This is a genomic window from Streptomyces sp. NPDC050161, assembly GCF_044460025.1.
In the GTDB taxonomy this organism is placed as follows: domain Bacteria; phylum Actinomycetota; class Actinomycetes; order Streptomycetales; family Streptomycetaceae; genus Streptomyces.
Genome location: NZ_JBITJM010000001.1, coordinates 620,415 through 645,028, shown reverse-complemented (window position 1 = coordinate 645,028; position 24,614 = coordinate 620,415). Strand labels below are relative to the sequence as shown.

20 protein-coding genes and 5 tRNA genes are annotated in these 24,614 nt (G+C 69.9%); 10 read left to right on the top strand and 15 right to left on the bottom strand.

What is annotated here, in order from left to right:
* Positions 1-28: 28 nt before the first annotated feature.
* The 4 genes from ACIBK8_RS02810 to leuC all read right to left on the bottom strand — a co-directional run bounded on the left by ACIBK8_RS02810 (position 29) and on the right by leuC (position 3,260).
* Positions 29-721 (bottom strand): HU family DNA-binding protein, encoded by a 693-nt coding sequence (locus tag ACIBK8_RS02810; protein ID WP_393687594.1) that lies wholly within the window; start codon positions 719-721, stop codon positions 29-31.
* A 125-nt stretch (positions 722-846) separates the two neighbouring features.
* Positions 847-1,092: a hypothetical protein gene (locus ACIBK8_RS02805; protein ID WP_399039696.1), complete on the bottom strand. Its 246-nt coding sequence runs from the start codon at positions 1,090-1,092 to the stop codon at positions 847-849.
* A 135-nt stretch (positions 1,093-1,227) separates the two neighbouring features.
* Positions 1,228-1,821 carry a 3-isopropylmalate dehydratase small subunit gene (gene leuD / locus ACIBK8_RS02800; protein WP_399039695.1) on the bottom strand — a complete coding sequence of 198 codons (594 nt, stop codon included), beginning with the start codon at positions 1,819-1,821 and terminating at the stop codon, positions 1,228-1,230.
* 2 nt (positions 1,822-1,823) lie between these two features.
* A complete protein-coding gene (gene leuC, locus ACIBK8_RS02795; protein WP_399039693.1) occupies positions 1,824-3,260 on the bottom strand; it encodes a 3-isopropylmalate dehydratase large subunit in 1,437 nt (478 codons plus the stop codon).
* A gap of 172 nt (positions 3,261-3,432) precedes the next feature.
* On the opposite strand from leuC, the gene ndgR reads away from it, so the two are divergent.
* Entirely contained in the window at positions 3,433-4,149 is a 717-nt protein-coding gene (gene ndgR, locus ACIBK8_RS02790; protein WP_227049296.1) for an IclR family transcriptional regulator NdgR, read from the top strand.
* A gap of 256 nt (positions 4,150-4,405) precedes the next feature.
* Here ndgR and ACIBK8_RS02785 read toward each other — a convergent pair.
* The 8 genes from ACIBK8_RS02785 to ACIBK8_RS02750 form a co-directional block, all read right to left on the bottom strand.
* A tRNA-Glu gene (locus ACIBK8_RS02785) sits at positions 4,406-4,478 on the bottom strand.
* Positions 4,479-4,519: 41 nt separating this feature from the next.
* Positions 4,520-4,591 (bottom strand) — tRNA-Gln (locus ACIBK8_RS02780).
* A 16-nt stretch (positions 4,592-4,607) separates the two neighbouring features.
* A tRNA-Glu gene (locus ACIBK8_RS02775) sits at positions 4,608-4,680 on the bottom strand.
* Between the two features lie 63 nt (positions 4,681-4,743).
* Positions 4,744-4,816 (bottom strand) — tRNA-Glu (locus tag ACIBK8_RS02770).
* Positions 4,817-4,871: 55 nt separating this feature from the next.
* A tRNA-Gln gene (locus tag ACIBK8_RS02765) sits at positions 4,872-4,943 on the bottom strand.
* 335 nt (positions 4,944-5,278) lie between these two features.
* Positions 5,279-6,757 carry a glutamate--tRNA ligase gene (gene gltX, locus ACIBK8_RS02760; RefSeq protein ID WP_399039692.1) on the bottom strand — a complete coding sequence of 493 codons (1,479 nt, stop codon included), beginning with the start codon at positions 6,755-6,757 and terminating at the stop codon, positions 5,279-5,281.
* Positions 6,750-7,523 (bottom strand): fumarylacetoacetate hydrolase family protein, encoded by a 774-nt coding sequence (locus tag ACIBK8_RS02755; protein WP_399039691.1) that lies wholly within the window; start codon positions 7,521-7,523, stop codon positions 6,750-6,752. The genes gltX and ACIBK8_RS02755 overlap by 8 nt, the downstream gene beginning before the upstream one ends.
* An 81-nt stretch (positions 7,524-7,604) precedes the next feature.
* On the bottom strand, positions 7,605-7,796 hold the full coding sequence (locus ACIBK8_RS02750; protein ID WP_399039689.1) for a hypothetical protein: 192 nt from the start codon (positions 7,794-7,796) through the stop codon (positions 7,605-7,607).
* Between the two features lie 624 nt (positions 7,797-8,420).
* Between ACIBK8_RS02750 and ACIBK8_RS02745 the strand changes: the two genes are divergently transcribed.
* From ACIBK8_RS02745 to ACIBK8_RS02710, 8 genes are all read left to right on the top strand, one after another.
* Complete coding sequence (locus tag ACIBK8_RS02745) at positions 8,421-12,167, top strand: nitrate- and nitrite sensing domain-containing protein (protein ID WP_399039688.1); 3,747 nt, start codon at positions 8,421-8,423, stop codon at positions 12,165-12,167.
* Positions 12,168-12,176: 9 nt separating this feature from the next.
* Positions 12,177-12,590 (top strand): roadblock/LC7 domain-containing protein, encoded by a 414-nt coding sequence (locus ACIBK8_RS02740; protein ID WP_227050197.1) that lies wholly within the window; start codon positions 12,177-12,179, stop codon positions 12,588-12,590.
* Positions 12,591-12,701: 111 nt separating this feature from the next.
* Positions 12,702-13,109 (top strand): DUF742 domain-containing protein, encoded by a 408-nt coding sequence (locus ACIBK8_RS02735; RefSeq protein WP_393687587.1) that lies wholly within the window; start codon positions 12,702-12,704, stop codon positions 13,107-13,109.
* The gene (locus ACIBK8_RS02730) at positions 13,090-13,683 is read left to right on the top strand and encodes a GTP-binding protein (RefSeq protein WP_399039687.1); all 594 of its coding nucleotides are present in this window, start codon (positions 13,090-13,092) and stop codon (positions 13,681-13,683) included. Before ACIBK8_RS02735 ends, ACIBK8_RS02730 begins: the two co-directional genes overlap by 20 nt.
* Positions 13,684-14,028: 345 nt before the next feature.
* Positions 14,029-17,133 (top strand): nitrate- and nitrite sensing domain-containing protein, encoded by a 3,105-nt coding sequence (locus ACIBK8_RS02725; protein ID WP_399039686.1) that lies wholly within the window; start codon positions 14,029-14,031, stop codon positions 17,131-17,133.
* Positions 17,134-17,143: 10 nt separating this feature from the next.
* Positions 17,144-17,557: a roadblock/LC7 domain-containing protein gene (locus ACIBK8_RS02720; protein WP_030257992.1), complete on the top strand. Its 414-nt coding sequence runs from the start codon at positions 17,144-17,146 to the stop codon at positions 17,555-17,557.
* 85 nt (positions 17,558-17,642) lie between these two features.
* Positions 17,643-18,260 carry a DUF742 domain-containing protein gene (locus ACIBK8_RS02715; protein ID WP_399039685.1) on the top strand — a complete coding sequence of 206 codons (618 nt, stop codon included), beginning with the start codon at positions 17,643-17,645 and terminating at the stop codon, positions 18,258-18,260.
* A complete protein-coding gene (locus tag ACIBK8_RS02710; RefSeq protein ID WP_073447656.1) occupies positions 18,241-18,819 on the top strand; it encodes an ATP/GTP-binding protein in 579 nt (192 codons plus the stop codon). Before ACIBK8_RS02715 ends, ACIBK8_RS02710 begins: the two co-directional genes overlap by 20 nt.
* A 96-nt stretch (positions 18,820-18,915) precedes the next feature.
* Here ACIBK8_RS02710 and ACIBK8_RS02705 read toward each other — a convergent pair whose 3' ends face one another.
* Complete coding sequence (locus ACIBK8_RS02705; protein ID WP_399039684.1) at positions 18,916-20,697, bottom strand: dihydroxyacetone kinase family protein; 1,782 nt, start codon at positions 20,695-20,697, stop codon at positions 18,916-18,918.
* A 301-nt stretch (positions 20,698-20,998) separates the two neighbouring features.
* On the opposite strand from ACIBK8_RS02705, the gene ACIBK8_RS02700 reads away from it, so the two are divergent.
* Positions 20,999-22,288: an MFS transporter gene (locus ACIBK8_RS02700; RefSeq protein WP_399039683.1), complete on the top strand. Its 1,290-nt coding sequence runs from the start codon at positions 20,999-21,001 to the stop codon at positions 22,286-22,288.
* A gap of 359 nt (positions 22,289-22,647) precedes the next feature.
* Here the strand turns inward: ACIBK8_RS02700 and ACIBK8_RS02695 are convergent, their stop codons facing one another.
* A complete protein-coding gene (locus ACIBK8_RS02695) occupies positions 22,648-22,860 on the bottom strand; it encodes an acyl-CoA carboxylase epsilon subunit (protein ID WP_393687581.1) in 213 nt (70 codons plus the stop codon).
* 47 nt (positions 22,861-22,907) lie between these two features.
* Positions 22,908-24,491, bottom strand: coding sequence for an acyl-CoA carboxylase subunit beta (locus ACIBK8_RS02690; protein ID WP_399039682.1), 1,584 nt, complete (start codon positions 24,489-24,491; stop codon positions 22,908-22,910).
* Between the last annotated feature and the right edge of the window lie 123 nt (positions 24,492-24,614).

Below are 24,614 nucleotides of genomic sequence, written 5' to 3'. Positions count from 1 at the left end.
CCGACGCGTGGCGTCGCCGCTGCTGGAATTACCGCTTGCGGGCGGTGGTCTTCTTGGCGGTGGTCTTGCGCGCTGTGGCCTTCTTGGCCGGTGCCTTCTTCGCCGTCGCCTTCTTGGCGGGGGCGGTCTTCTTGGCAGTGGTCTTCTTGGCGGTGGCCGTGGCCTTCTTCGCCGGTGCCGCCTTCTTGGCGGTGGTCTTCTTCGCCGCGGCCTTCTTGGCGGTCGCGGTGGCGGTCGCCTTCTTCGCCGGTGCCGCCTTCTTGGCGGTGGTGGTCTTCTTCGCCGTCGCCTTCTTGGCGGTGGCCGTGGTCTTCTTCGCCGCGGCCTTCTTGGCGGTGGTGGCCTTCTTCGCGGCGGCCTTCTTGACCGTCGTACGGGTGGAAGTACCGCCCGAAAGGCTGCCCTTGGGGGCCTTCTTGACGGCCACATCGTTCTTCGGGAGCTTCTTCGAGCCGCTCACCAGGTCCTTGAAGCCCTGGCCCGCGCGGAATCGCGGCACGGAGGTCTTCTTGACCCGCACCCGCTCACCCGTCTGCGGGTTACGGGCGTAGCGGGCCGGGCGGTCGACCTTTTCGAACGACCCGAATCCGGTGACCGAAACGCGGTCGCCGGAGACAACTGCACGGACGACTGCGTCCAGTACGGCGTCCACCGCGTCCGCGGCGTTCTGACGGCCGCCGAGCTTGTCGGCAATGGCTTCTACGAGCTGCGCCTTGTTCACGTCTTCCCCTTCGGAGACATTGCTGGAACGAAAGATTCCAAGCTTTTTCGCACGTTAGGCAGATATATACCGCAAATCAAACACGAAACGGGCTAATCACCCTTGTGCCGCAACGAACTCGAACCTCACGTACTTCCGTCGGTGTGCACGTCTTCGGGATAACGACCTTCATCGAGGTCGGCCATGAACCACTCCAGACGCCTTGCCGCGTCCGCAAGATCGTGTTTTGCCGCGGCCGTGATGACGAGCAGCTTCCGGGTCAGCGCCATCCGTACGCCCTCCGGGACTTGCAGTGTCCGCACTCTTGCGTGTGCGTCCTTGAGCCGGTCGGCGACGTGGCCGTAGAGCTTGAGTTGGCCGTCGCGTTCCATGCGCTAATTGTGCCATCTGCGGCGAGTTGTCGCTTCACGGGGCCTCAACAGCTGCCTCGACAAGCTGATGCGCCCCCTGCCAACTTCACAGGGGGCGCATCGTACGCAATATGTCTTTGAGCCAAAAGCCCGAGGTCAGACCTCCACTGTACGCGGTTTGAACGACGGCCTGTTCGCCTCGTACTCCACGATGGAGGACTCCTCCCGAAGAGTGAGGCTGATGTCGTCCAGCCCTTCCAGCAGCCGCCAGCGGGCGTTCTCGTCCAACTCGAAGTCCGCGCTGATGCCCTCGGCCCGTACCTGCCGGCCCACCAGGTCGACCGTCACCTCAGTGGTGGGGTCGGTCTCGGCGAGCTTCTGCAGCCGGTCGACGGTCTCCTGCGGCAGGACCACCGTCAGCAGCCCGTTCTTGAGGGAGTTGCCACGGAAGATGTCCGCGAACCGCGAGGAGATGACGGCCTTGAAGCCGTAGTTCTGCAGCGCCCAGACGGCGTGCTCACGCGAGGAGCCGGTGCCGAAGTCGGGGCCCGCCACCAGGACCGTGGCGCCCTTGTGCGCCTCCTGGTTGAGGACGAAGGCGGGGTCCTTGCGCCACGCTTCGAACAATCCGTCCTCGAAGCCGTCGCGGGTGACCTTCTTCAGCCAGTGCGCCGGGATGATCTGGTCGGTGTCGACGTTGCTGCGGCGCAGCGGGACGGCCCGGCCGGTGTGGGTGGTGAAAGCTTCCATGGTTATCGGACTCCCGCGGGCGTACGAACGTCGGTGTCGGACAGGTCGGCCGGTGAGGCCAGATGGCCGAGAACCGCTGTTGCGGCGGCAACCTCGGGCGAGACCAGGTGCGTACGGCCTCCCTTGCCCTGCCGGCCCTCGAAGTTGCGGTTGGAGGTGGACGCGGAGCGCTCGCCCGGTGCCAGCTGGTCGGGGTTCATGCCCAGACACATCGAGCAGCCCGCGTGCCGCCACTCGGCGCCGGCCGCGGTGAAGACCTTGTCCAGGCCCTCGGCCACGGCTTCCAGCGACACCCGGACCGAGCCGGGAACGACCAGCATCCGTACACCGTCGGCGACCTTGCGGCCCTCCAGGACCGAGGCCGCGGAGCGCAGGTCCTCGATGCGGCCGTTGGTGCACGAACCTACGAAGACGGTGTCGACGGCGATCTCGCGCAGCGGCTGACCCGCCGTCAACCCCATGTATTCCAGGGCCTTTTCGGCGGCGAAACGCTCCGAGGCGTCCTCGTACGAAGCGGGGTCGGGGACGTCCGCGGAAAGCGGTGCGCCCTGACCGGGGTTGGTGCCCCAGGTGACGAACGGCGCCAGCTCGGACGCGTCGATGACGACCTCGGCGTCGAAGACCGCGTCGTCGTCGGTGCGCAGCGTCTTCCAGTACGCGACGGCCGCGTCCCAGTCCGCGCCGTCGGCCGGGGCGTGGTCGCGCCCGCGCAGGTAGTCGAAGGTGGTCGCGTCGGGGGCGATCATGCCCGCCCGCGCACCGGCCTCGATCGACATGTTGCAGATGGTCATCCGGGCTTCCATCGACAGCTTCTCGATGGCGGAGCCGCGGTACTCCAGGACGTAGCCCTGGCCGCCGCCGGTGCCGATCCTGGCGATGATCGCCAGGATCAGGTCCTTGGCGGTCACACCGTCGGGCAGCTCGCCCTCGACGGTGATCGCCATCGTCCTGAACGGGGCCAGCGGCAGCGTCTGGGTGGCCAGGACGTGCTCGACCTGGCTGGTGCCGATGCCGAACGCCAGGGCGCCGAAGGCTCCGTGGGTGGAGGTGTGGCTGTCACCGCAGACCACGGTGGTGCCGGGCTGGGTCAGTCCCAACTGCGGTCCCACGACGTGGACAACGCCCTGCTCGACGTCGCCCAGCGGGTGCAGCCTGACGCCGAACTCCGCGCAGTTCTTGCGCAGCGTCTCCAGCTGGGTGCGCGAGACCGGGTCGGCGATCGGCTTGTCGATGTCGAGGGTCGGGGTGTTGTGGTCCTCGGTGGCGATGGTCAGGTCCGTGCGGCGCACCTGGCGCCCGGCCTTGCGCAGGCCGTCGAACGCCTGCGGGCTGGTGACCTCGTGCAGCAGGTGCAGATCGATGAAGAGGAGGTCGGGCTCGCCTTCCGCGCGCCGGACGACGTGGTCGTCCCAGACCTTCTCCGCGAGTGTCCGTCCCATCGCTTTCCCTCCGGCCGGCCGCATTGCCGGCCCAACTCGAACTGGTGCGAGACCCCGCCCCCCCCGTGCCGGGCCGCTCGCCGGACCCTGGTCGAGGGCCGCGTCTACAGATTGACGACTTCGCGGGAAAATTGAACTTGCGTTTCACACTGTGAGACGCGAGTATCGTTGCATGGACAACTCTAGCGGCGTCGGCGTTCTCGACAAGGCGGCTCTCGTATTGAGCGCTCTGGAGTCCGGTCCGGCCACCCTCGCCGGGCTGGTCGCGGCGACAGGGCTTGCACGACCCACGGCACACCGGCTCGCCGTGGCTCTGGAGCACCACCGGATGGTGGCGCGGGACATGCAGGGCCGGTTCATTCTCGGCCCGCGGCTGTCCGAACTGGCCGCGGCGGCCGGCGAGGACCGCCTCCTGGCGACGGCCGGACCGGTGCTCACGCACCTGCGCGACGTGACGGGCGAGAGCGCCCAGCTCTACCGGCGGCAGGGCGAGATGCGGATCTGTGTGGCGGCGGCGGAACGGCTGTCCGGACTGCGGGACACCGTCCCGGTCGGCTCCACGCTCCCCATGAAGGCCGGTTCCGCGGCCCAGATCCTGATGGCCTGGGAGGAGCCGGAGCGGCTGCACCGCGGCCTCCAGGGGGCCCGCTTCACCGCCACCGCGCTCTCCGGCGTACGGCGCCGTGGCTGGGCCCAGTCGATCGGCGAGCGGGAACCGGGGGTGGCGTCCGTCTCCGCGCCCGTACGAGGCCCTTCCAACCGCGTGGTGGCCTCCGTGTCCGTCTCCGGTCCGATCGAGCGGCTGACCCGCCACCCGGGCCGGATGCACGCCCAGGCGGTCATCGACGCCGCCGCCCGCCTCTCCGAGGGCCTGCGCCGCACCGGCTGAGCCCCCGCACACCTCACCAACGGGCCGTGGCCCGCGGACCCGCAGTGGAGGGCGGATCCGCGGGCCACGGCCCGTTGGCGCTCCCCCACCCCGGATCCCGCCGCGTCCCGGCCCGGATACGCGACGGAACGCGCGGCGGCGCAGGCGGCCCTCGTGGCCGAACTCACGCCGTACGCACGGGAGATGGGGATGGTGGTCACACGTTTTCCGGATACGACAAAGGCCCTTGCCGAAGCAAGGGCCTTTCTCTTTTCTGTACCCCCGACCGGATTCGAACCGGCGCTACCGCCTTGAGAGGGCGGCGTGCTAGGCCGCTACACAACGGGGGCCTGTTTTCTTGCAGTTGAGCTGCGCAATACAACACTCTGCGCTGGGCTACCAGGACTCGAACCTAGACTAACGGAACCAGAAACCGTCGTGCTGCCAATTACACCATAGCCCATGGTGGTTTAGACCAGTACCCCCGACCGGATTCGAACCGGCGCTACCGCCTTGAGAGGGCGGCGTGCTAGGCCGCTACACAACGGGGGCCCTAGCGATCCTCGCATCGGCACATCCGGGAGCGACCCGAAGGTGACGGAAAGAAAGGATCTGTACCCCCGACCGGATTCGAACCGGCGCTACCGCCTTGAGAGGGCGGCGTGCTAGGCCGCTACACAACGGGGGCCTGATGCTGCTATTTCAAGAGACCTTCAGATCCTCGAATTGAGGAAGATCTCTTGCTGGGCTACCAGGACTCGAACCTAGACTAACGGAACCAGAAACCGTCGTGCTGCCAATTACACCATAGCCCACCAAAACACAACCCCCCGGGGGGAGTTTGTTCGGCTTGCGCTTTCCTGCCGGGCCTCTCGGCCCTCTCGGGCGGCGCAGGAAGAACATTACCTGAAGGTGGACGGGGCTCCAAAACCGATATGCCCGCCCAGCAGGCAGGGCGGCCGGCCGGGCTCGTGAGGCGCTCCGTACCGGCCTGACGTGGCGCGCACCGGCTCAGCGGCCCACTCGCCCCTCCTCGCCCCTCCTCGTGCCCGTGCGGACCCCAGGGCCCCGCAGAGGGCGTGTGCGGCGGATATGGCGAGGGCCCGGAAGCCGTGGTGGCTTCCGGGCCCTCGTACGCGGGCGGGCAGGCTCAGCCGGCGAGCTTGGCCAGGGCCGCGTCGATGCGCTGGACGGTGCGCTCCTTGCCGAGGATCTCCAGGGACTCGAAGAGCGGCAGGCCGACCGTGCGGCCGGTGACGGCCACCCGGACCGGGGCCTGGGCCTTGCCGAGCTTGAGGCCGTGCTCCTCGCCCGCGGCGAGCACCGCGTTCTTGAGGGACTCGGGGCTGGTCCAGTCGGCGTCCAGCAGCTTGGCGCGGGCGGTGCCGAGCAGGGCCGCCGGGTCGCCCTTCATCGCCTTCGTCCAGGACGCCTCGTCCTCGACCGGCTCCTTGCGGAAGAGGAAGTCGACGTTGGCGGTGATGTCCGAGAGGACCGTCACACGGGTCTGGGCGTGCGGGGCGATGGCCTGCCAGGCGGCCTCGTCGAAGTCCTCGGGGGCCCAGTTGGCGTGCGGGGCGCGCAGCCACGGCTCGCAGGCGGCGATGAAGGACTTGATGTCCAGCTGCCGGATGTGGTCGGCGTTGATCGCCTCGGCCTTCTTGAGGTCGAAGCGGGCGGGGTTGGCGTTGACGTCCGCGATGTCGAACTTCTCGACGAGTTCGGCGACCGAGAAGATGTCCTGGTCGGCCGAGAACGACCAGCCGAGCAGCGCCAGGTAGTTGAGCAGGCCCTCGGGGAGGAAGCCGCGCTCGCGGTAGAGGTTGAGGGACGCCTGCGGGTCACGCTTGGAGAGCTTCTTGTTGCCCTCGCCCATGACGTACGGGAGGTGCCCGAAGGCGGGGATCTCCTTGGCGAAGCCCAGCTCGATCAGCGCCTTGTAGAGGGCGATCTGGCGGGGGGTGGAGGAGAGCAGGTCCTCGCCGCGCAGGACGTGGGTGATCTCCATCAGGGCGTCGTCGACGGGGTTGACGAGCGTGTAGAGGGGCGCGCCGTTGGCCCGGACGATGCCGTAGTCCGGGACGTTCTCCGGGGTGAAGGTCAGTTCGCCGCGGACGAGGTCGGTGAAGGTGATCGTCTCGTCGGGCATCCGGAAGCGGACGATGGAGCTGCGGCCCTCGGCCTCGTAGGCGGCCTTCTGCTCGTCGGTCAGGGTGCGGCAGGTGCCGTCGTAACCGGAGGGCTTGCCGGCCTTGCGGGCGGCGTCGCGGCGCGCGTCCAGCTCTTCGGTGGTGCAGTAGCAGTGGTACGCGTGGCCGGCGGCGAGCAGCTTCTCGGCGACGTCCTTGTAGAGGTCCATCCGCTGGGACTGGCGGTACGGCGCGTGCGGGCCGCCGACCTCCGGGCCTTCGTCCCAGTCGAAGCCCAGCCAGCGCATGGAGTCCAGCAGCTGGTTGTAGGACTCCTCGGAGTCACGGGCCGCGTCGGTGTCCTCGATACGGAAGACCAGAGTGCCCTGGTGGTGCCGGGCGAACGCCCAGTTGAACAGGGCGGTGCGGACCAGGCCCACGTGGGGATTGCCGGTCGGGGAGGGACAGAAACGGACGCGGACGGGGGTCGCGTTAGCCACGCTTGATCACCTTGTTGGTGAGAGTGCCGATGCCTTCGATGGTGACGGCGACCTCGTCGCCGACGTTGAGCGGGCCGACTCCGGCCGGGGTGCCCGTGAGGATGACGTCGCCGGGGAGCAGGGTCATCGCCTCGGTGATGTGGACGATCAGGTCCTCGATCGGGCGGATCAGGTCGCTGGTGCGGCCGAGCTGACGCTGTTCACCGTTGACCGTGCACTGGACGGTGAGTCCTGCGGCGATGTCGCCGGGGGTCAGGTCGGTCTCGATCCAGGGGCCGAGCGGGCAGGAGCTGTCGAAGCCCTTGGCGCGCGTCCACTGCTTCTCGCGCCGCTGGATGTCCCGTGCGGTGACGTCGTTGGCGCAGGTGTAGCCGAGGATGACGTCCTTGACGCGCTCCCTGGGCACCTCGCGGCACATCCGGCCGATGACGACGGCCAGTTCCGCTTCGTGGTGCACCTCCTGCGAGAAGGAGGGGTACGCGATGGGGTCGCCGGGGCCGGTCACGGAGGTGGAGGGCTTGAGGAAGACGACCGGGGTCTCGGGGACCTCGTTGCCCAGCTCCGCGGCGTGCTCGGCGTAGTTGCGGCCGATCGCCAGGACCTTGTTGGGGAGCACCGGGGGCAGCAGACGGACCTTGTCGAGCGGGACCTTCTGGCCGGAGCGCTCGAATTCCGCGAACGGATGGCCCTTGATGACGTCGAGTTCGTCGCCCTCTAGGACGCCGAAGCCGACGTTGCCGTCGATGGAGAATCTGGCGATGCGCACGGGTGCCGCTGCCCCTCATTGATCACTGGCCGGAGTTGACACTCCAGGCTAACGCGGGGCGGCGGCCGTTCCGCTGCGGATCTACGCCGTGACGTCCTGCTGGGGCGCGTCCATGAGGACGGTGCGGCGGGGGTTGGCGGTCTGCGTCGGCAGTTCGACGGTGTGCTCCGGGGCCTCGGCCGCCGCGGTGTGCAGCTCGTCGGCGTCCTTGAGGTGCGCCAGCGTGGTGCGCCGCGGGTTGGCTATGTTGCGGAACATCATCGTGGTCTTCACTGCTTCACGCCTCGCGTATGTCGGGGATGGAAAAGGGGAACTCGCGGGGAGTCGCCCTTGTCATTGTGGGCACCTGTGTAAAGCGTCAGGCTAAGCGGGCTATTCCCTGCGATGCCGTGGGAAAGTCAACGATCTTCCTGTGAGTTTCCTCACTGAGGGTGTGACAAAAGCCGCATTTCCCATGATCAACATCCGTGGGTAAATGAGACGTAAGGCGATTAAAGGCGTCATTCCGCCCCTGATCACCGCACCTGGGACAGCTGAGCCGGGCCAGCGATTCGAGGGCATAAGTCCGTTATCAGCGGCAGAACCCTCTACGTGTCGTGACATGGTCCGCACATTGCGTCACCCATGTCACAGGGCACGGCTCCGCTCTTGTTGGAGATCCGGCACTGTGCTGGAATTCCACGGACCGCCGCACGTTTCAGCCGGCGCGCAGGGCGCGATGTAGCGCAGCGCGGTGGTGTTGCTCTCTCGGCCAGAGAGGGAAGCCCGCCGGTCACTCACGACCGCCACGGGGGACTTGCGGTCCCCCACGACTCGACACCGTCCCGCCGTTCACGCGGAGGGACGCCTGGTCCAGAGGTTGCGACGCTAGTGCAGGGACGTTTCAAGAGGGATGGCATGGAGCCTCCCCAGGCCCGCAAGGGGCGCGGGGAAGCTGCTGCGGAGCCGGAGCTGCGCGGCGGGACCGACCGCGCCTCCTCTCCCCAGCGTGCCCAGGGCAACGGTCCGGCGGGCGGCACGACGCCGTCCGACCGGGGCGGCCAGGCTGCCGAATCCGCCGAGCGCAGCACGCCCAAGGAACCGAAGGGCCCCAGTGGCCCCGGCTCCCGCATGGCGCTGCGCAACTGGCGCATCAGCACCCGCCTGATCTCCCTGCTCGCGCTTCCCGTGGTCGCCGCGACCTCGCTGGGCGCCATCCGTATCCAGGACTCGATGGAGAACATCGACCAGCTGGACAAGATGGAGATGCTCACCGAGATGACGCGGCAGGCGACCGAACTCGCCGACGCGCTGCAGACGGAGCGGGACAAGTCAGCGGGCCCGCTGACCGGTTCGGGCAACACCAAGGACGACACGAACGTCGTCGCGCCGCGGGAGACCACCGACCGCGCCCGCACCTCCTTCGACCAGGCCACCGGCGACATCCAGGGCGATGACGCCACGATGACCGGTGTGCGGGCCACCATCGTGGAGATCGGGCGCCAGCTCAACACCCTCAACGAGATCCGCGGCAACGCCTACAAGGACGACGACAACGCCGCGCGGACGATCACCAGTTACAACCAGCTGATCGACTCGCTGCTCTCGCTCTCCCAGGACATGGCGCAGGCGACCAGCAACCCGGAGATGATCCGCAGCACCCGTGCCCTGGCGGCGTTCTCGTCCGCCAAGGAGTACGCGTCGATGCAGCGTGCCCTGGTCAGCGCCGGTCTCGCGCACAAGGGCGGCCCCGAACTCTCCGCCAACGACCGGCTCGCGGGCCGTACCGCGGAGGACAACGAGAAGGCCGCCAGGGACCGCTTCTCGCAGATCTACGCGAACAACGCCGGTGCGCTGACCCGCGGTCTGGACGGCAACAACGACGAGATCAAGGCCGCGGTCGCCTTCGCGCACCGCGCCTTCGGGACCGGCAGCGGCATCCGCAGCCAGGAGTACAAGTACCTCGACTGGTACGACTCCGACACCGTCAAGATCGACGAGATGTCCCGCGTCGAGACCTCGCTGCTCACCGAGATGGAGCAGAACTCCCGCGAGCTGCGCAACAGCGCCACCCGGGACGCGATCATCAACGGTGCGCTGATCCTGCTGGTGCTCGGCGTCTCGCTGGTCGGCGCCTTCGTCGTGGCCCGGTCCATGGTCCGCTCGCTGCGCCGCCTCCAGGACACCGCGCAGAAGGTCGCCCAGGACCGGCTGCCCGAGCTGGTCAAGCAGCTGTCGGACACCGACCCGCAGGACGTGGACACCTCCGTCGAGTCGGTCGGTGTGCACAGCAAGGACGAGATCGGCCGGGTGGCCGCGGCCTTCGACGACGTGCACCGCGAGGCCGTCCGGCTGGCGTCCGAGCAGGCGCTGCTGCGGGGCAACGTCAACGCGATGTTCACCAACCTCTCGCGCCGCAGCCAGGGCCTCATCCAGCGCCAGCTGTCGCTGATCTCCGAACTGGAGTCCCGCGAGGCCGACCCGGACCAGCTGTCCTCGCTCTTCAAGCTCGACCACCTCGCGACCCGCATGCGCCGTAACGGCGAGAACCTCCTCGTCCTCGCGGGCGAGGAGCCGGGCCGCCGCTGGACCCGTCCGGTGCCGCTGGTCGACGTCCTGCGCGCGGCGGCATCCGAGGTGGAGCAGTACGAGCGGATCGAGCTGAACGCCGTTCCGCAGACCGAGGTCGCGGGGCGGGTCGTCAACGACCTCGTGCACCTGCTCGCCGAGCTGCTGGAGAACGCCACGTCGTTCTCGTCGCCGCAGACCAAGGTCAAGGTCACCGGCCACGCACTGCCCGACGGCCGGGTGCTGGTCGAGATCCACGACACCGGTATCGGCCTGTCGCCCGAGGACCTGTCGGCGATCAACGAGCGGCTGGCGAGCCCGCCGACCGTGGACGTCTCGGTCTCCCGCCGGATGGGCCTGTTCGTGGTCGGCCGGCTGTCGCTGCGGCACGGCATCCGCATCCAGCTGCGTCCGTCCGACTCGGGTGGCACCACCGCCCTGGTCATGCTGCCCGTCGACGTCGCGCAGGGCGGCAAGAAGCCGACGCCGAGCACCGCCAAGAGCGCGGGCGGTTCGGACGTCGGCGGCCCCTCGTCCTCCAGCAGGCTCGCCGGGCTCCAGCCGCGCGGCCAGGTCGGCTCGGGTCCTGGCGCGAACGGGCGGCCCGCGCTGCCAGGACGCGGCGGACCCGGCAGCGGCCAGAACGCGTTCGGGGCACCGGCCCCCGCGGGCGGCCGTCCGCAGGCTCCCGGCGCGCCCGCCGCACCGGCCAGGGGCGAGTCCCGTCCGGCGGCTGCGCCGTCCGGCGGCGGCCGTCCCGCGCTGCCCACCCGTGACGTCGGCGCACGCGGCGAGAACACCCGTGACGCGTCCGGCCGGACGCCGACCGTGGCACCGCCCACCGGCGCGCCCCAGGACGAGCGTCCGCAGCTGCCGCCCCGGAACTCCCCGGCGGAGCTGCCCGGCTCGGGTGCGCCCGCCGACGGCCGTGGCGGCCAGCCGGCCGGCACCACCAGCTGGGGCGTCCGCCGCGAGCGCGGCGCGTCCGACGACTGGCCGCTGGCACCGCGCGACACCCAGGACGTGCCGCGCGGCCACGACGAGCCGGAGACCACCGGCAGCTTCGAGCGCCCGGCGCCCGGCGGCGGTCCCGGTGACACCACGGCCTTCGCCCGCCCCGACTTCAACGGCCCGCCGCCCGGCTCGGGCACTCCCGAGGCGAACCGCGGTCCGGCCGCCGCCGACGGGTCCGCCCCGCAGGCCGGCGCCCAGGCGCCGGGCGACACCGGACAGTTCGCGCTGCCGGCGCCGGGACGCGACGGCGGCCCCGCCGAGCCCGGTCTGTTCGCCCGACCCGAATCCGGGTCCGGGCAGTTCGAGCGGCCCGCGTCCGAGACCGGCGAGTTCGAGCAACCCGCCTCCCGCACCGGCGAGTTCGAGCGGCCCGCGTCCGGGACCGGGCAGTTCGAGCAACCGGCTTCCGGTACCGGCGAGTTCGAGCAACCCGCTTCGCGTACCGGGCAGTTCGCGCGTCCCGAGGGCGAGGCCGACCTGTTCGGCGGGCGTCCCGCGCAGCCGCAGGACACCGGGCAGTTCCCGGTGCAGCAGGCGCGGGACGGCGCGGCCGGCCCGTCGTCGGACTGGCTCGGCGAGACGCCTGCCGGTCCCGGTGACGGCCGCACCCCGATCTTCGACACCATCGAGTCGAACTGGTTCCACACGCCGGAGGCCGCCGCAGCGGGTGTCCCGCAGCAGCCGGCCGACGACGTCGACGTGCCGCTGCCGGGCCGCGTTCCGGCCGCCGACGGCCAGGAGAACGCGCCGGTCAACGGCGCGTCCGCCGAGAACCCTGGCGGCTCGCAGTGGCGCAGCTCGCCCAATGACGAGCGCTGGCGGCAGGCGGAGCAGATCCGTCAGCCCGCCGCCGGCGGCATCACCACCTCAGGGCTGCCCCGCCGTGTCCCGCGTGCGAATCTCGTCGCGGGTACCGCACAGCAGCAGTCCGCCCAGAGCGGTCCGCAGGTCTCGCGTGCGCCCAGTGACGTACGCGGCCGGCTGACCAATCTCCGTCGGGGTATCCAGCAGGGCCGCCAGGCCGGTGGCACGGACACCGGCAACCACGGCATTGTTGACCCCACTCACCAGCAGGAGCGTTAGTTGAGTCCGATGAGCCAGGCGGCGCAGAACCTGAACTGGTTGATCACCAACTTCGTGGACAACACCCCGGGGGTGTCCCACACAGTGGTGGTCTCCGCGGACGGGCTGCTCCTCGCGATGTCCGAAGGTTTTCCGCGTGACCGCGCGGACCAGTTGGCGGCGGTGGCCTCCGGCCTGACCTCGCTGACCTCCGGCGCCTCCCGCATCTTCGAAGGCGGGAGCGTCAACCAGACCGTGGTGGAGATGGAGCGCGGCTTCCTCTTCATCATGTCCGTCTCCGACGGATCGTCGCTGGCCGTACTGGCGCACCCCGAGTGCGACATCGGCCTCGTCGGTTACGAGATGGCCCTGCTCGTCGACCGCGCAGGCAGCGTCCTCACGCCGGACCTGCGCGCCGAACTCCAGGGCAGCCTGTTGCACTGAGATACGCCGCAGCACTTCCCCCGTACACCGAACGAGCTGCCCACCGTCCATCGTGCCGCACCCCCCACCGGCCCAACCCGACGACTGTCAGTTGTCCCGCCCGGAGGACTCATGACCCCGCCACCCACGTCAGGACCGTACGACTCCTATAGCCAGGCGTCGTACGGCGGCGAAGGCGACCAGCCGCTGGTCCGCCCGTACGCCATGACGGGCGGCCGTACCAGGCCGCGTTACCAGCTCGCCATCGAGGCGCTGGTCAGCACCACGGCCGACCCCTCCCAGCTGCCAGGACTGCTGCCGGAGCACCAGCGGATCTGCCACCTGTGCCGGGAGGTCAAGTCGGTCGCCGAGGTCTCCGCGCTGCTGCACATACCGCTGGGCGTGGCACGGATTCTGGTCGCCGACCTGGCCGAGGCCGGCATGGTGGCGATCCATCAGCCCGGCGGCAGCGGCGAGGCCGGCGGCACGCCCGACGTGACGCTGCTGGAGAGGGTGCTCAGTGGACTTCGCAAGCTCTGACGGCGGCTCGGGCGAGGGCGAGGCCCGCTCGACCACGTCCGCCAAGATCGTGGTGGCGGGCGGGTTCGGCGTGGGCAAGACCACGTTCGTGGGCGCCGTCTCGGAGATCAACCCGCTGCGCACGGAGGCCGTGATGACCTCCGCTTCGGCCGGTATCGACGACCTGAGCCACGTCCAGGACAAGACGACCACGACCGTGGCGATGGACTTCGGCCGGATCACCCTGGACCAGGACCTGATCCTGTACCTCTTCGGTACGCCGGGGCAGGACCGTTTCTGGTTCATGTGGGACGACCTCGTACGCGGTGCGATCGGTGCCGTCGTGCTGGTCGACACCCGGCGGCTGGCGGACTGCTTCCCGGCCGTCGACTACTTCGAGAACAGCGGCCTGCCGTTCGTCATCGCCCTCAACGGTTTCGAGGGCCACCAGCCCTACACGCCGGACGAGGTGCGCGAGGCGCTGCAGATCGGCCCCGGTACGCCGATCATCACCACCGACGCCCGGCACCGCAGCGAGGCCAAGAGCGCGCTCATCACGCTCGTCGAGCACGCCCTGATGGCACGGCTGCGGTAGCCGTCCGCGCCGCGTGCTCAACGGGCGGGCCGGTTCACGGTTCCCCAGTGGATCTGTGTCCTTGGACACGCTGTCGATGGCGTTCATAACGTTTCGACAGTGAATCGGCCCGCCGTCAACACCCCTTGCGCACGTCCGGTTTCGCTGCGCTCACATTCACCCCGCCTTTTGCCGCGGCTCGCCCTTAACGCCCCTTTTATGTGACGCCTCTCAGGTCTTGCTCAGGTTTTGCTCAGTGTTTGGAACGCACCACCCTGACGTGCTGAAATTCGCTGAACTCCGGAGTAGTGACGCCAAGAAGAAACGGCACAGCAGACCGTGCCGCGCCGAGAGGTTGTTGGTCGAGTGAGGCGAAGCACGTCGAGCCCCGAGCCGCAGGAACCGCGGCGGGGCAACTTCACCCCGCCGTCGCGAAGTACGGCGCCCGCTTCCGGCGCGCCCGCACACCCGGTCGTCACTCCGGACACCGGCGGCGGACGGTTCACGCCGCGCAACTGGCGGGTGGCCACCCGCCTGAACGCCATCCTGCTGATCCCCGTACTGGCCGCCCTGGTCTTCGGCGGGCTGCGGGTCAACAGCTCGTTCGCGACCTGGCAGGACGCCCAGGACGCCGAGAAGACCGCGAAGCTCGTGCGCGCGGCCCTTTCCTACAGCAACGCCCTGATCGACGAACGCGACCGCACCGCGGAACTGCTCCTGAACGGCAAGAAGGACGACCCGGTCGTCGAGGAGGCGCGCTCGGCGACCGACTCCGCGGCGGACACCTTCCACGACGCCGTGAAGTCCATGCCGGCCAAGGAGGGCCTGCAACGCCGCCTCGCCGCCTTCCGGAAGGCGGAGCCCGGCCTCGGCGAGCTGCGGGAGTCCGCCTACACCCCGAAGCTGCACGGCGTGCGGACCGAAGAGGGCTACGTCGAGATCCAGCATCCGCTGATGGAGTTCGCCAACGAACTCGGCCTGGGCACCGGCAACATCACCTCCTACGGCCGTACCGTCTACGCCGTCTCGCTGGCCAAGGCCGCCGAGTCGCTGGAGCGCTCGATCGGCACCCACCTGCTGGTCGACCCGGCGTCCCCGCAGGGCGGCAAGGAGCACAAGCTCCAGCTGACCGCTTTCGCCTCGTACAAGTACCTCGAAGGCATCGCCATCGGTGAGTACACATCCGGCGGCACCCCCGAGGACGTGCAGCGGCTGAAGCAGGACGCCGCGAAGCTGGAGAAGACCGCGAAGGCGAAGTCCGAGCGGGCCGGGCAGGAAGCGGCGGCGGCGGGACGGAAGTTCCGTGCCCCGCCCTCCATGGACGCCATGGCCACCGAGATCGGTTCCGGCGCCACACCGGCGCAGCTGGCCGCCAAGGGCATCACACCCGATGTCTGGTTCGCCGCCGCTACCGGCAAATTCGACATGTACCGGTCCATCGAGAAGGACCTGTCCGACAAGGCCGTGAACGAAGCGGCGCAGATCTCCGCCGACGCCAAGCGGTCCACCTTCATCGACTCCGCGATCGTGCTCGCGGCCCTGATCGTCGCCTTCCTCGTCGCCGGTCTGATGGCCCGCCGGATGAGCCGCAACATGCGCACGCTGCGCACCGCGGCCTTCGGCATCGCCGAGCAGCGGCTGCCGATGCTGGTCGACCAGCTCTCGCGCGCCGAGCCCGGCCGGGTCGACACCCGGGTGCAGCCGATCCCGATCGCCACCACGGACGAGATCGGCGAGGTCGCCCGCGCCTTCGACCAGGTGCACCGCGAGGCCGTCCGGCTCGCCGCCGAGCAGGCCCTGCTGCGGGGCAACGTCAACGCGATCTTCACCAACCTCTCGCGCCGCAACCAGGGCCTGATCGAGCGGCAGTTGACGCTCATCACCGACCTGGAGAACAACGAGGCGGACCCGGACCAGCTGGAGAACCTCTTCCGGATGGACCACCTCGCCACGCGCATGCGGCGCAACGGCGAGAACCTCCTCATCCTCGCGGGCGAGGAGCCGGGCCGCCGCTGGACCCAGCCGGTGCCGCTGATCGACGTGCTGCGCGCGGCCACGTCCGAGGTGGAGTCCTACGAGCGCATCGAGCTGACCGGCGTCCCCGAGAGCGAGATCCACGGCACCGCCGTGACCGACCTCGTGCACCTGCTCTCCGAACTGCTGGAGAACGCCACGACGTTCTCCTCGCCGCAGACCAAGGTGCGGGTGTCCGCGACCCGGCTGCCCGACGGCCGCGTCATGATCGAGATCCACGACAAGGGCATCGGGCTCACCCCCGAGGACTTCGCGGACATCAACCACAAGCTGGCGAACCCGCCGAGCGTGGACGCCGCGGTCTCCCAGCGCATGGGCCTGTTCGTGGTCGGCCGCCTCTCCGACCGGCACGGCATCCGCGTCCAGCTGCGCCCGTCGGGCGAGCAGGCGGGCACCACGTCGCTGGTCATGCTGCCCGAGGCGATCACCCACGGCGGTGGCGGCGAGGAGCAGTTCCAGGACGCTTTCACGGTGTCGCGGATCGTTCCCGAGCACGAGCAGGCGGCGTACGAGACCGGCCACCGCAGCGCGGCCGAGCTGGGCTTCGACGAGTTCCGGCACGGCCAGGCCGCCGATGCCGCCGGCGGCGGCCCGCTGCCGCGCGGCGAGCACCGTGCGGCGCCCGACGACCGGTCGGGCGGCGGGCAGCCGGACGAGCGCCCCTTGTTCCGCGACGAGTTGACGCCCGGTGACGGATTTGCCGGCCACTCCGCGCCGACGGCATATGCGGAAGCCGATCAACCGCTGTACGACGACCGCTCGTTCGGTACCGATGCTTTCCAGCCGCCGACCGGTCCGGAGGCCACCGGCCAGCAGCCGTACGCCGCCTTCGATCCGGCTGCGCACGGCGACGGGTACGAACCCACCGCGTACGATGGGCACTTCGGCACCGAAGCGGAATCTGACCGGAATACACCTGCCGCTCCCGCCGATGCGTCCGAGCGCGTAACATTCGACCATCCGGGCCCCTCCCCGAGCGACATCCACTCGCTGACCGACGCCGGCCTTCCGCGCCGCGGAGGCCGCACCGAGCAGGCACAGCAGGCTCATCAGCAGTGGGCGCAGCCCGAGGAGCCGGTGGCGCCTCCGCAGCAGCGGAGCACATCGGAATCGGGCCAGGACGGCTCCGAATGGCGCAGCTCCAACGACGAGCGCTGGGAGCGGGCGGAAGCACTGCGCGAGCCGAAGGCTGGCGGGGTCACCCCGTCCGGTCTCCCGCGACGGGTGCCCAAGGCCAATTTGGTCGAGGGCACGGCGGAGCAGACCTCGCAGGGCGGCCCCCAGGTCTCCCGGGCTCCGGAGGACGTCCGCGGCAGGTTGAGCAATCTGCGCCGTGGTGTCCAGCAGGGCCGCAACGCGGGGACGGACCGCTCGGAGGTCCCCCACAATGACCAACAGGGCTTCGGCCCCGGCAGCACCTACGATCAGGAGCGTTAGTGTGAGCCCGATGAGCCAGGCGGCGCAGAACCTGAACTGGTTGATCACCAACTTCGTGGACAACACCCCTGGTGTCTCCCACACGGTCGTGGTCTCCGCGGACGGTCTTCTCCTCGCCATGTCCGAGGGCTTCCCTCGGGACAGAGCCGATCAGTTGGCGGCGGTGGCCTCCGGCCTGACCTCGCTGACCTCCGGCGCCTCCCGCATCTTCGAAGGCGGGAGCGTCAACCAGACCGTGGTGGAGATGGAGCGCGGCTTCCTCTTCATCATGTCCGTCTCCGACGGATCGTCGCTGGCCGTTCTCGCGCACCCCGAGTGCGACATCGGCCTCGTCGGTTACGAGATGGCCCTGCTCGTCGACCGCGCAGGCAGCGTCCTCACGCCGGACCTGCGCGCCGAACTCCAGGGCAGCCTTCTCAACTAGCAGACAAGCAGTGCGTTTCCCGCCGCCCGCCCATTAGGGTTCGGTGGCGCGACCGGCGTCAGACAGGCAAGTTGGAGGAGGAGACGTGGCTACGCCCCCTAGCGGATACCCGTACGGTTCCGGACAGCAGTCCGGGCCACAGGGCGAGACCCATCACAACCGCTTCAACTTCCCGTCCGCGCCGAGCCGTCGGCCGCAGCGGCCCCAGCCGCCGCAGCAGCAGCGTCCCGAACAGCCCCAGCACCGCTCGTACGACTCCCAGCCGTACGAGCCGTCGGTGTACGAACAGCCGCAGGCGCCGCGCATCCAGCCGGTGCAGCCGCAGCGGCAGGCACCCGAGCCGTCGCCCGTGGGCGGCGCGCACAACCCGCTGGTGCGCCCGTACGCCATGACCGGAGGCCGGACCAGGCCGCGCTACCAGCTCGCCATCGAGGCGCTGGTCAGCACGACCGCCGACCCCTCCCGGCTACAGGGCCAGCTGCCGGAGCACCAGCGCATCTGCCACCTCTGCCGCGAGATCAAGTCAGTTGCCGAGATCTCCGCGCTTCTCTCCATCCCCCTCGGCGTCGCCCGGATCCTCGTCGCCGACCTGGCAGAGGCCGGGCTCGTCGCCATCCATCAGCCCGGCGGGGACGACACCGCCGGCGGACAGCCAGATGTGACACTGCTCGAAAGGGTGCTCAGTGGACTTCGCAAGCTCTAGCGGTGCAGCCCGCTCCACCACCTCCGCGAAAATCGTGGTGGCGGGCGGCTTCGGCGTGGGCAAGACCACGTTCGTCGGGGCCGTCTCAGAGATCAACCCGCTGCGCACCGAAGCCGTCATGACGTCAGCGTCGGCGGGCATCGACGATCTCACGCATGCTCCGGACAAGACGACCACGACCGTGGCGATGGACTTCGGCCGGATCACCCTGGACCAGGACCTGATCCTGTACCTCTTCGGTACGCCGGGGCAGGACCGGTTCTGGTTCATGTGGGACGACCTCGTACGCGGCGCGATCGGCGCCGTCGTCCTGGTCGACACCCGGAGACTCGCCGACTGCTTCCCGGCCGTCGACTACTTCGAGAACAGCGGCCTGCCGTTCGTCATCGCCCTCAACGGCTTCGACGGACACCAGCCCTACACGCCGGACGAGGTGCGCGAGGCCCTGCAGATCGGCCCCGACGCACCGATCATCACCACCGACGCCCGGCACCGCAGCGAGGCCAAGAGCGCGCTCATCACGCTCGTCGAGCACGCCCTGATGGCACGGCTGCGCTGACCCGGCCGGGACGCGCCTCGCGTCCGCGCCATACCGAAAGGCCCCCGCACACCTGCCAGGTGCGGGGGCCTTCGGTGTGCGCGGGGAGGCGCCGGGTCAGTCGCCCAGGGTGTCGCCGACCGCGGTCAGGATGAGGGCGAGGGAGACGGCGCCGGCGTCGGGGTGGCCGTAGCCGAGCGCGCCCATCCGGGCCGCGCGGCCCCGGGCCGGGGTGAGTTCGGCGGTGTCGGCGGCGGCGCGGGTCGCGGCCTCGGCCGCCGCCCGCCACGCCTTGCCGAGCCCTTCGCCCGCGCGTGCCCGCAGCTCGCGGCGGAACGGGTCGAGCGAGTCGAGCATGGTCTTCTCCCCCACCTCGGCGCCGCCCAGTTGGGCGACGGCCCGCTGGGCGGCGTCCGCGGCGTCGGCGAACAGCGCGGTGTCACAAGGCCGTTCGGCGTACGCGCCGCCCGGCCTGGCCGCGGCCTTGCACAGGACGGCGCCGGTCTCGGTGAGCAGCGCGCCGTACAGGGCGCCCGACGCGCCGCCTGACGCGTCGGCGAGGGCGAGGCCCGCGGTCATCAGGGCGCCGCCCGCCGCACGCGGGTCGCCCGGCGCTCCCGCCTCGGTCGCGCGGGCCGCGGCGACGGCGGCGCGCAGCCCGCGGACGATGCCGATGCCGTGGTCGCCGTCGCCCGCCACCGCGTCCAGCCTGCCCAGCTCGTCCTCGTTGGCGGCGACGAGGTCGAACGCGGCCTGGAGCGCGGCGGTCGCCGGCAGGTCGCTGTCACCGGCCGCTGTTTCCTGCGCCTCGGCCACGACGGCGGTGTCCGTGCGGTCGTCGTCGGCGGTCACGTGGGTGCCCGGCAGGCTGCGGAAGGCGGGGGTGTCGCAGGGGGCGTCGTACAGCTCGGTCAGTTCCTCGTCGAGGACCATCACCGACAGCGAGACGCCTGCCATGTCGAAGGAGGTGACGAACTCACCCACCTCGGGGCGGTGCGGCTGGAGTCCGGCGGCCCGCAGGCGCCGGTTGACCTGCCGGTAGACGACGAACATCTCCTCGTACTTGGTGCGGCCCAGGCCGTTGAGCAGGACGGCGACGCGGCCGGTGCCGCCTACGGGCCTGGGCAGTTCGTCGAGGAGGTTGTCGACCAGTTCGTCGGCGAGTTCGGCGGCGGTCAGGCTGCGGGTGGTGCGCAGGCCGGGCTCGCCGTGGATGCCCATGCCCAGTTCGGTGGTGCCGGCGTTGACGGTGAACAGCGGCTCCGCGGCGCCGGGGAGTGTGCAGCCGGCGAAGGCGGCGCCGAAGGTGCGGGTCATGGCGTTGGCGTGGGCGGCGGCCCGTGCGACGCCTTCGAGGTCGTCGCCGCGCTCGGCAGCCGCGCCCGCCACCTTGAAGACGAAGAAGTCGCCCGCCACCCCGCGGCGGTCACGGGACGGGTCGATCTCCTGGCCGTCGACCGGCGGCGGTCCGCTGGCGACGTCGTCGGTGACCAGCACCGTGCGGGTGTCGATGCCCTCGGCCGCGAGACGGCGGGCGGCGAGGCCGAAGTGCATGACGTCGCCCGCGTAGTTGCCGTAGCTGAGCAGCACACCGGCGCCGCTGTCGGCGGCCCGCGCGGTGCGGTAGACCTGTTCGGCGCTGGGGCTGGCGAAGACGTCGCCTATGGCCGCGGCGTCGGCGAGGCCGGGGCCGACCAGTCCGGCGAAAGCGGGGTAATGACCGGAACCGCCGCCGATGACGACGGCGACCTTACCTGTGCGGGGTGCGTGGCGCCCGACGACGCCGAAGGCGCCCGGCACCCGGCGGACCGTGCGCGCGTAGGCGTCGGCCAGTCCTTCCAGCCAGTCCTCACGGAAGGTCTCGGGGTGGTGTCCGAGGCCGGCGGGGGTGGTGGTCATCAGGGCACACTCCTTTTGTTTCGTGCCTGTTTGATTTAACACGCACATCACAGATTCGTCACCCCTTGCGGCGTAAATCTCACCACTGCTTGGGAGAATGGCCCGCAAAAATCCCTGGCATCACATCTTGCATGTGAAGTTCTCAGGATTCATGATGCTCGCATCACCCTTGTTCACGCCCGCGATACCGGAGCGTCACCGCACCCCCGCCTACCGCATCACAGCCCCCCGTCCCGACACCACCCCCTCCCCGACCCGCCGTCGGCCCCTGGCGACGGCACCTGCCCCACGGAGGCGCGACATGGCCCCACCACCCTTCCTCGACCGGATCGGCATCCCCAAGCCGCTGGTCTTCGGCTACATCGGCGTACTGCTGTTCATGGTGGGCGACGGCGTCGAGTCCGGCTTCATCGCGCCGTACATGGCCGATCACGGCGCGGGCACCGAGGTGCACGCCTCGTACGTGATCACCGCGTACGGCGTGACCGTGATGCTCGCGTCCTGGCTGTCCGGCGCGCTCTCCGACCTGTGGGGCCCGCGGCGGGTCATGCAACTCGGCCTGGCCGTCTGGGTCGTCTTCGACATCCTCTTCCTGACCCTGGCGCTCGGCCCGCAGAACTACACGCTGATGCTGGTCTTCTACGGTCTGCGCGGCTTCGGCTATCCGTTGTTCGCCTTCGGCTTCCTGGTCTGGATCACCGCCACCGCGCCGAAGGCCCGTATGGGCACCGCCGTCGGCTGGTTCTACGTCGCCTTCACCGGCGGTCTGCCCACCCTGGGCTCGCTCGTCGCCGGCGTCACCAACCCGATGTTCGGCCGCTTCGGCACGCTGTGGGTCGCGCTCGGCATCATCGCCATCGGCGGTGCGTTCTGCATGCTGGGCGTCCGTGAGCGCACCGGCTACTCGCGGCTGGCCCCGGCCGAGGTCCGGCCCGTGCAGTCGCTGCTCTCCAGCCTCTCGATCGCCTGGACGCACCCGAAGGTCGCCGTCGGCTGCGTCGTACGGATCATCAACACCGCGCCGGAGTTCGGGTTCCTGGTCTTTCTCCCCACCTTCTTCTCCAAGGAGTTGGGCTTCGGGGAGGGCCGCTGGCTGACCCTGCTCGCCGTCATCTACGGCACCAACGTCTTCTGCAACCTGCTCTTCGGCGTGATCGGCGACAAGATCGGCTGGCGTAAGACGATCGCGACCTTCGGCGGCGTCGGCTGTGCGGTCACGACGTTGACCCTGTACTTCGTGCCGAAGGCGGTCGGCAGCCACTACTGGGTCGCCATCGTCGTCGGCATGCTCTACGGCGTGACGCTGGCCGGGTTCGTGTCCATCTCCGCCCTCATCCCGGCGCTCGCCCCCGAGAACAAGGGCGGGGCGATGGCGCTGCTGAATCTGGGGGCGGGTGGGGCGGCCTTTGTCGGACCTGCCATCGTCAGCATTTTCCTGGGGCCGCTCGGGCCGTCCGGTGTCGTGATCATCTTCGCGGCGTTGTATGTCGTTGCTGCGCTGCTGACGCTGTATCTCAAGATTCCCGATGAGGGGGAAGGGGGCGCTGCGGAGCCGGGGCCGGGGGTGGCTGCGGAACCGGTGCGTGCCTGACGGGTCCTGGTCGGCCGGGGGGCGTGTGTACGGAGGTCCATCTGCCTTGTGCGGGTGGGCCTTCGGTGTGTGCGGGCGGTTGGTGGGGGTGGGGTGGGTCGGAGGGGCCGCACCGGGTCGTCTCCTCGACGCATGTGCCCTCGGCTACGTGTCAAGAATCCTGCCGGTGTTGGCACCTGTCGCTGCGGGGAGCGACCCGGTACGGCCCCTCCGACCCACCCGGGCCTCGTACGCGACTGACCGCCGGTGGACGGCCCCTGCGCCTCGCCCTTCGGGCCTCGTTGGCGGGTGCGGGTGGGAGGGAAGGACGAAGGCCCCGCGTCCTCAGGGGGTGCGGGGCCTTCGTGCGGGTGTGTGGGTCAGCGCTGCCAGCTGGTGGCGCCGTGGAAGCCGTACTGGCGCTCCAGGCGGCGCCAGCGGGCGGCGGTGGCGCGGGGGCCGGTCGGGGTGGTGGCCGGCTGGTGGGCGGCGCGGGCCAGGAGTACGGCGGTCAGGGCGGCGAGTTCTTCCTCGCTGGCCTGGCCCTTCTCCACGCGGATCGGGTCGTTCCTGAGAGTGTCGGCAGGGTTCACGTTCGTGTGTCTCCGTGGTCGCGGTGGGCGCAGTGCGGGTGCGGTGGCTACTGCGGCGGGTTGCCGTGCTTGCGGGCGGGCAGGTCCGCGTGCTTGGTGCGCAGCATGTCCAGGGAGCGGATGAGGGTGTGGCGGGTCTCGGCGGGGTCGATGACGTCGTCGACCAGGCCGCGCTCGGCCGCGTAGTACGGGTGCATCAGCTCGGACTTGTATTCCTTGACCATGCGCAACCGCATCGCCTCGGAGTCGTCGGCCTCGGCGATCTGCTTGCGGAAGATGACGTTGGCCGCGCCCTCCGCGCCCATCACCGCGATCTCGTTGGTGGGCCAGGCGTAGGTGAGGTCGGCGCCGATGGACTGCGAGTCCATGACGATGTAGGCGCCGCCGTACGCCTTGCGCAGCACGATGGAGATGCGCGGGACGGTGGCGTTGCAGTAGGCGTAGAGCAGCTTGGCGCCGTGCCGGATGATGCCGCCGTGCTCCTGGGAGACGCCGGGCAGGAAGCCGGGGACGTCCAGGAGGGTGATGATCGGGATGTTGAAGGCGTCGCAGAGCTGGACGAAGCGGGCCGACTTCTCGGACGCCTCGATGTCCAGGACGCCGGCCAGCGACTGCGGCTGGTTGGCGACGATGCCGACGACGCGGCCGTCCAGGCGGGCCAGCGAGCAGATGATGTTGGTCGCCCAGCGCTCGTGGACTTCGAGGTATTCGCCGTCGTCGACGATCTCCTCGATGACCTTGCGCATGTCGTAGGGGCGGTTGCCGTCGGCCGGGACGAGGTCCAGGAGGGCGTCGCCGCTGCGGTCGACGGGGTCCTCGCAGACGACCGACGGCGGGTTCTCGCGGTTGTTGGACGGCAGGAGGGAGAGGAGGTAGCGGACCTCTTCGAGGCAGGTCACCTCGTCGTCGTAGGCGAAGTGCGCGACACCGGAGGTCTCGGCGTGCACGTCGGCGCCGCCCAGGCCGTTCTGGGTGATCTCCTCGCCGGTGACGGCGCGGACGACGTCGGGTCCGGTGATGAACATCTGCGAGGTCTCGCGGACCATGAAGACGAAGTCCGTCAGCGCGGGGCTGTAGGCGGCGCCGCCCGCGCAGGGGCCGAGCATGACGGAGATCTGCGGGATGACGCCGGACGCCTTGGTGTTGCGCTGGAAGATGCCGCCGTAGCCGGCCAGGGCCGAGACGCCTTCCTGGATGCGGGCGCCGGCGCCGTCGTTCAGCGAGACCAGGGGCGCGCCGGCCTGGATGGCCATGTCCATGATCTTGTGGATCTTGGTGGCGTGGGCCTCGCCGAGCGCGCCGCCGAAGATGCGGAAGTCGTGGGCGTAGGTGAAGACCGTCCGCCCGTGGACGGTGCCCCAGCCGGTGATGACACCGTCGGTGTACGGCTTCTTGGACTCCAGCCCGAAGCCGGTCGCACGGTGCCGCCGCAGCGGCTCGACCTCGTTGAACGAACCCTCGTCCAGGAGCAGCTCGATCCGCTCCCGGGCGGTCAGCTTGCCCTTCGCACGCTGAGCTTCGGTGGCACGCTCGCTGGGGCCTCGCCGAACCTGCTCACGGATGGCGTGCAGCTCGGCGACGCGCCCGCGGGCGTCGGTCGCGCCGGCGGGCACATCTTCGACAGTGGTCATGTATCGACGGTACGTGGCTGAGGGCCCGGGGACCGATGTCGGTTTCTCACAACGTCGGGTGCGATTTGGTGGGCAGGCAGCACAGAAGTGGGAGGGAAGCGTCCTGTACGTGGGGGCGGGCAC

Coding starts and splice junctions, on each gene's coding strand:
- ACIBK8_RS02705 (WP_399039684.1), bottom strand. CDS start 20,697: ATGACCACCACCCCCGCCGGCCTCGGACACCACCCCGAGACCTTCCGT.
- ndgR (WP_227049296.1), top strand. CDS start 3,433: ATGGACAACTCTAGCGGCGTCGGCGTTCTCGACAAGGCGGCTCTCGTA.
- ACIBK8_RS02720 (WP_030257992.1), top strand. CDS start 17,144: ATGAGCCAGGCGGCGCAGAACCTGAACTGGTTGATCACCAACTTCGTG.
- ACIBK8_RS02805 (WP_399039696.1), bottom strand. CDS start 1,092: ATGGAACGCGACGGCCAACTCAAGCTCTACGGCCACGTCGCCGACCGG.
- ACIBK8_RS02690 (WP_399039682.1), bottom strand. CDS start 24,491: ATGACCACTGTCGAAGATGTGCCCGCCGGCGCGACCGACGCCCGCGGG.
- leuC (WP_399039693.1), bottom strand. CDS start 3,260: ATGGGACGGACACTCGCGGAGAAGGTCTGGGACGACCACGTCGTCCGG.
- ACIBK8_RS02745 (WP_399039688.1), top strand. CDS start 8,421: ATGGAGCCTCCCCAGGCCCGCAAGGGGCGCGGGGAAGCTGCTGCGGAG.
- leuD (WP_399039695.1), bottom strand. CDS start 1,821: ATGGAAGCTTTCACCACCCACACCGGCCGGGCCGTCCCGCTGCGCCGC.
- ACIBK8_RS02700 (WP_399039683.1), top strand. CDS start 20,999: ATGGCCCCACCACCCTTCCTCGACCGGATCGGCATCCCCAAGCCGCTG.
- ACIBK8_RS02735 (WP_393687587.1), top strand. CDS start 12,702: ATGACCCCGCCACCCACGTCAGGACCGTACGACTCCTATAGCCAGGCG.
- ACIBK8_RS02740 (WP_227050197.1), top strand. CDS start 12,177: ATGAGCCAGGCGGCGCAGAACCTGAACTGGTTGATCACCAACTTCGTG.